The 5,367-nt window shown below is 50.0% G+C and carries 4 protein-coding genes, 4 tRNA genes, 1 rRNA gene and 1 pseudogene; 2 read left to right on the top strand and 8 right to left on the bottom strand.

The window, feature by feature from the left end; all coding sequences use genetic code 11:
* From tuf to OGV52_RS06325, 5 genes are all read right to left on the bottom strand, one after another.
* Positions 1-1,169 (bottom strand): elongation factor Tu (gene tuf / locus OGV52_RS06345; RefSeq protein WP_049014834.1); only part of this gene is annotated, 1,169 nt, incomplete at its 3' end.
* A gap of 118 nt (positions 1,170-1,287) precedes the next feature.
* Positions 1,288-1,363: transfer RNA gene (locus OGV52_RS06340), tRNA-Thr, on the bottom strand.
* 5 nt (positions 1,364-1,368) lie between these two features.
* Positions 1,369-1,443: transfer RNA gene (locus OGV52_RS06335), tRNA-Gly, on the bottom strand.
* 113 nt (positions 1,444-1,556) lie between these two features.
* Positions 1,557-1,641: transfer RNA gene (locus OGV52_RS06330), tRNA-Tyr, on the bottom strand.
* An 8-nt stretch (positions 1,642-1,649) separates the two neighbouring features.
* A tRNA-Thr gene (locus OGV52_RS06325) sits at positions 1,650-1,725 on the bottom strand.
* Positions 1,726-1,744: 19 nt separating this feature from the next.
* On the opposite strand from OGV52_RS06325, the pseudogene OGV52_RS06320 reads away from it, so the two are divergent.
* Positions 1,745-1,825 (top strand): annotated as a pseudogene (locus tag OGV52_RS06320) (hypothetical protein); the annotation flags it as partial.
* A gap of 289 nt (positions 1,826-2,114) precedes the next feature.
* Complete coding sequence (coaA, locus tag OGV52_RS06315) at positions 2,115-3,065, top strand: type I pantothenate kinase (RefSeq protein ID WP_003031107.1); 951 nt, start codon at positions 2,115-2,117, stop codon at positions 3,063-3,065.
* A gap of 32 nt (positions 3,066-3,097) precedes the next feature.
* On the opposite strand, the gene birA is transcribed toward coaA, so the two are convergent.
* From birA to rrf, 3 genes are all read right to left on the bottom strand, one after another.
* Positions 3,098-4,060 (bottom strand): bifunctional biotin--[acetyl-CoA-carboxylase] ligase/biotin operon repressor BirA, encoded by a 963-nt coding sequence (gene birA / locus OGV52_RS06310; protein ID WP_287108255.1) that lies wholly within the window; start codon positions 4,058-4,060, stop codon positions 3,098-3,100.
* Complete coding sequence (gene murB / locus OGV52_RS06305; protein WP_047498822.1) at positions 4,057-5,085, bottom strand: UDP-N-acetylmuramate dehydrogenase; 1,029 nt, start codon at positions 5,083-5,085, stop codon at positions 4,057-4,059. Before murB ends, birA begins: the two co-directional genes overlap by 4 nt.
* Positions 5,086-5,293: 208 nt before the next feature.
* Positions 5,294-5,367: ribosomal RNA gene (gene rrf / locus OGV52_RS23515) — 5S ribosomal RNA — on the bottom strand; the annotation flags it as partial.

The following is a 5,367-nucleotide window of genomic DNA, read 5'->3' as shown; positions in this document are numbered from 1 at the left end:
GCAACAACGCCCGCACCAACAGTACGGCCGCCTTCACGGATTGCGAAACGCAGACCGTCGTCCATCGCGATTGGGTGGATCAGGGTAACAACCATTTTGATGTTGTCGCCCGGCATTACCATCTCAACGCCTTCCGGCAGTTCGATGGTACCAGTCACGTCAGTAGTACGGAAGTAGAACTGCGGACGGTAGCCTTTGAAGAACGGAGTATGACGGCCGCCTTCGTCTTTGGACAGAATGTACACTTCAGATTCGAACTTGGTGTGCGGCTTGATAGAGCCCGGCTTAGCCAGGACCTGACCACGTTCGATTTCTTCACGTTTGATACCACGCAGCAGAACACCAACGTTCTCACCAGCACGGCCTTCGTCCAGCAGTTTGCGGAACATTTCAACGCCAGTACAGGTAGACTTAGCAGTCTCTTTGATACCAACGATTTCAACTTCTTCACCAACTTTGATGATACCGCGCTCTACACGACCGGTAACAACGGTACCGCGACCGGAGATGGAGAATACGTCTTCGATAGGCAGCAGGAACGGCTTGTCAATCGCACGCTCTGGTTCCGGGATGTAAGAATCCAGGAAGCCAGCCAGTTCGATGATTTTCGCTTCCCACTCTGCTTCGCCTTCCAGCGCTTTCAGAGCAGAACCACGAACGATCGGAGTGTCGTCACCCGGGAAATCGTACTGAGACAGAAGTTCACGAACTTCCATTTCTACCAGTTCCAGCAGCTCTTCGTCATCAACCATGTCGCATTTGTTCAGGAACACGATGATGTACGGAACGCCTACCTGACGACCCAGCAGGATGTGCTCACGAGTCTGCGGCATCGGGCCGTCAGTCGCAGCAACAACCAGGATCGCGCCGTCCATCTGCGCAGCACCGGTGATCATGTTTTTAACATAGTCGGCGTGGCCCGGGCAGTCTACGTGTGCGTAGTGGCGAGTCGGGGTGTCATATTCAACGTGAGAAGTGTTGATGGTGATACCACGAGCTTTTTCTTCCGGCGCGTTATCGATCTGGTCGAATGCACGAGCAGCACCGCCGTAGGTTTTAGCCAGTACGGTAGTGATTGCAGCGGTCAGCGTTGTTTTACCATGGTCAACGTGGCCGATAGTACCGACGTTAACGTGCGGTTTTGTACGTTCAAATTTTTCTTTAGACATCGATTGTCCCTCTAAGACACGGATAAATCGGTGATATCACCACATCAACCAGGCCATATGCCTGAGCTGTTGAATGCTTTTAAAAGTAAACAGAGAGAAACGGGAAGGAGAAGTGAAGTGGTGCTGATACCCAGAGTCGAACTGGGGACCTCACCCTTACCAAGGGTGCGCTCTACCAACTGAGCCATATCAGCACGTCTGGAGCGGGCAGCGGGAATCGAACCCGCATCATCAGCTTGGAAGGCTGAGGTAATAGCCATTATACGATGCCCGCATCCTGAAACTCGGCTACCCAGTTCTTTCTGTAATAAAAAAGAGATTTCTCTCTTTTTTATTCGAGCTGATTAATTTTTAACCAACTCAGGCGGCGATAACGCTGCCAGAAAGTGGTGGTGGGGGAAGGATTCGAACCTTCGAAGTCTGTGACGGCAGATTTACAGTCTGCTCCCTTTGGCCGCTCGGGAACCCCACCGGACTTGATGGTGCCGACTACCGGAATCGAACTGGTGACCTACTGATTACAAGTCAGTTGCTCTACCTACTGAGCTAAGTCGGCATCAAGTAGCGCGCATTTTATGGAGACATGCGCACTCATGCAACTAAAAAATTGCATAAAATGTTCTATCGCTCACATTTTGCGCTATACGACCGATAAATAATCTATTTCTTCTTCGAATTGAACAAATTTCCAACGTCAGCCGCGCTCCCAGAAGGCATTTTGCTCCAGCATGCCGTTATCAATAGAGAGAAAGTGCATCTTTATACATCTGGAATAGCCGTCACATTGCGTTTCAGGGGACGATTTTTTCTTATTATTCCCTCCCATCTGGTGTTACCCTCCTGCCCATTGTCCAAATTAACTGAAATGTGCGTGCCATTGCGTACCGGGGATGATTTCGTTTTTTACCGCAGACCTGATATAGCAATGACAGCCAGACCATGCGTATGAGTATAAAAGAGCAAGCGTTAACGTCGCCTTACCTACAGTTTGATCGCAACCAGTGGGCTGCGCTTCGTGATTCCGTGCCGATGACTCTGACCGAGGAAGAGATTGCTCGTCTGAAAGGCATTAACGAAGACTTATCGCTGGAAGAAGTTGCTGAGATTTATTTACCATTATCGCGTTTGCTAAATTTTTACATCAGTTCGAACCTGCGGCGTCAGGCTGTGCTGGAGCAATTTTTAGGCACCAACGGCGAACGTATTCCTTATATTATTAGCATTGCTGGCAGCGTCGCCGTCGGCAAAAGTACGACTGCACGTGTGTTGCAAGCGTTGCTGAGTCGCTGGCCCGAGCATCGTAAGGTTGAGCTGATCACTACTGACGGTTTTCTTCATCCTAACCAGGTGTTGAAAGATCGTGGGCTCATGAAGAAGAAAGGCTTTCCTCAGTCCTATGATATGCACCGTCTGGTTAAATTCGTTTCCGATCTAAAGTCTGGCGTCCCCAACGTTACGGCACCGGTCTATTCTCATCTGATTTATGATGTGATCCCTGATGGCGACAAAACCGTTGCCCAGCCCGACATATTAATCCTCGAAGGGCTCAATGTATTACAAAGCGGGATGGACTATCCTCACGATCCACATCATGTATTTGTTTCTGACTTTGTCGACTTTTCTATTTATGTTGATGCGCCAGAAGAATTACTCCAGACGTGGTATATCAACCGCTTCCTGAAATTCCGCGAAGGGGCATTTACCAACCCAGACTCTTATTTCCATAACTATGCGAAATTGTCGGAAGACGAGGCAATCAACACGGCCACATCGCTATGGAAAGAAATCAACTGGTTGAATTTAAAACAGAATATTTTACCAACGCGTGAGCGAGCCAGCTTAATCATGACGAAAAGCGCCAATCATGCCGTTGAGCAAGTCAGATTACGAAAATAAAAAATAAAGGGGAGCCATAGCTCCCCTTCTTATTATTCAGCGCTTCTAAGCGATATTTCCCCACCCATCCAGGGTTTTATCACGCCATTTTGTTCGAGTAGTAATGCACCTTGCGCATCTATTCCACGAGATACGCCAAATATTTCTTTATCACCAATAATGAGTTTAACTGGACGGTCGATAAAGTTATCCAGCGCCCTCCAGCGGGACAAATACGGCGCCAGGCCCTCATGCTCAAACAGTATCAGGGCAGCGCGCAACTCGCGGATCAGTCGGGCAGCCAGAGTATTGCGGTCAATGGTAATGCCCGCTTCCTGCAGATTAATCCAGCCTTGATTAACCACATTCTCCTCAACCCGACGCATGGACATGTTTATACCCGCCCCAATAACAATCTGTGCGGCATCGCCCGTTTTTCCGGTGAGTTCAACCAGGATCCCTGCCAGTTTACGGTCGAGCAAATAGAGGTCGTTCGGCCATTTAACACGCACTTTATCCGCGCCCAGATGGCGTAAAACCTCAGCCATGACAATACCAATCACCAGGCTCAGGCCAATCGCGGCTGCCGGTCCTTGTTCCAGTCGCCAGAACATTGAAAGGTACAAATTGGCGCCAAAGGGAGAGAACCATTTACGTCCACGACGACCACGACCGGCCTGCTGATACTCAGCGACGCAGGCATCCCCTGACTCCAGTTGACCAATTCGATCCATCAGGTACTGATTGGTTGAGTCGATAACCGGTAGGACCGTTATATTCCCGCCATCCATCTGAGAATAAATAAGTGATGAATCTAATAGCTGGATAGGTTCAGGTAAGCTGTATCCTTTACCAGGGACAGTAAATACATCAACACCCCAGTCACGTAGCGTCTGGACATGTTTATTGATTGCCGCACGGCTCATTCCCAGCTTTTCACCGAGTTGCTCACCAGAGTGAAATTCGCCATCGGCTAATAATGAAATAAGCGTCAGGGGGACGGTATTATCCTTCATGCAACGATCTCCACGGCATTCACTTCACCCAGTGGGCCAATAAACCGGACTTCCGGTTCAAGCCAAACATTGAATTTCTCACCGACTTTTTGGCGTACGTGATGCGCCAGCTGCACCACATCCTGACTCGTAGCATGGCCTGCATTGATCAGCACCAGTGCCTGCTGCTGATGTACCGCTGCGCCACCAATGCGCATGCCTTTTAGCTGACATTGATCGATAAGCCAGCCAGCAGCCAGTTTCACAGAGCCATCAGCCTGCGGGTAATGAGGTGCAGTCGGGAATTTCGCCAGGAGCTCCTGCGCAATGTCCGCGGTGACAACCGGGTTTTTAAAGAAGCTCCCCGCATTACCGTTTACTTTTGGATCGGGCAGTTTTGTGGTGCGCATATGGCAAACAGAATCAAAAACCTGCCGAGGCGTTACCGTGGCAGGATCAAGACGCGTCAGGTCACCGTATGTGAGAACGGGTTGCCACTGTTTAGGTAAGCGCAGACCAACAGCTACAATCGCAAAACGATCCTGATACTCATGTTTGAAGATACTGTCACGGTAACCAAATCGGCATTCTGCGGCGCTGACGCGCAGATGTTTGCCGGTCGAAAGCTCTACGCAGTCCACGTATTCACAGATGCGCCGCAGTTCTACGCCATAGGCACCAATATTCTGGATTGGCGATGAACCCACGCAGCCGGGGATCAGCGCCAGATTTTCCAGCCCGGGCATGCTTTGCTGCAGCGTATGCTCTACCAGATGATGCCAGTTTTCACCCGCGCCTACGTGCAAATGCCACGCATCAGGTTGTTCTGTAATCGCTATTCCCTTGATACGGTTGACGATCACCGTTCCATGGAAGGCATCAAGAAACAGGACGTTACTCCCTTCGCCCAGGATTAGCACTGGATGATGTGATGCATTGGCTGATTGCCAGGCATTTAGTAGTTGTTGCTCATTTTCGACACAGACAAGCACATTAGCGTGTTGATCGATACCGAAGGTGTTCCAGGCTTTAAGGGAGTGATTCATAGACGCTTTCCTGATGCAAAATCGCGCTTAGTTTACCGTATATGCAGCAGGATGGCTTGTGTTATGGAAGCTTAGGATGTTGCTTTGCAACCGATGAGGCTGCAATCACAGTAAGAATAAGGTTTACAGGCGCCGTATCCGGCAGTTTTCACTCCCTGCAGACGCAAAAAAGCCCATCCGGCAGGATGGGCTTCTTCACTTGTTTGATGCCTGGCAGTTCCCTACTCTCGCATGGGGAGACCCCACACTACCATCGGCGCTACGGCGTTTCACTTCTGAGTT

Source organism: Citrobacter sp. Cb041 (assembly GCF_030336655.1).
Classification (GTDB): domain Bacteria; phylum Pseudomonadota; class Gammaproteobacteria; order Enterobacterales; family Enterobacteriaceae; genus Citrobacter; species Citrobacter braakii.
Note: the sequence above shows the minus strand (reverse complement) of the source record. Positions and strands in the feature narration are given on the sequence as shown.

Excerpts from the sequence above, each read along its gene's own strand:
- birA (WP_287108255.1), bottom strand. The coding sequence starts at position 4,060 with ATGAAGGATAATACCGTCCCCCTGACGCTTATTTCATTATTAGCCGAT.
- coaA (WP_003031107.1), top strand. The coding sequence starts at position 2,115 with ATGAGTATAAAAGAGCAAGCGTTAACGTCGCCTTACCTACAGTTTGAT.
- murB (WP_047498822.1), bottom strand. The coding sequence starts at position 5,085 with ATGAATCACTCCCTTAAAGCCTGGAACACCTTCGGTATCGATCAACAC.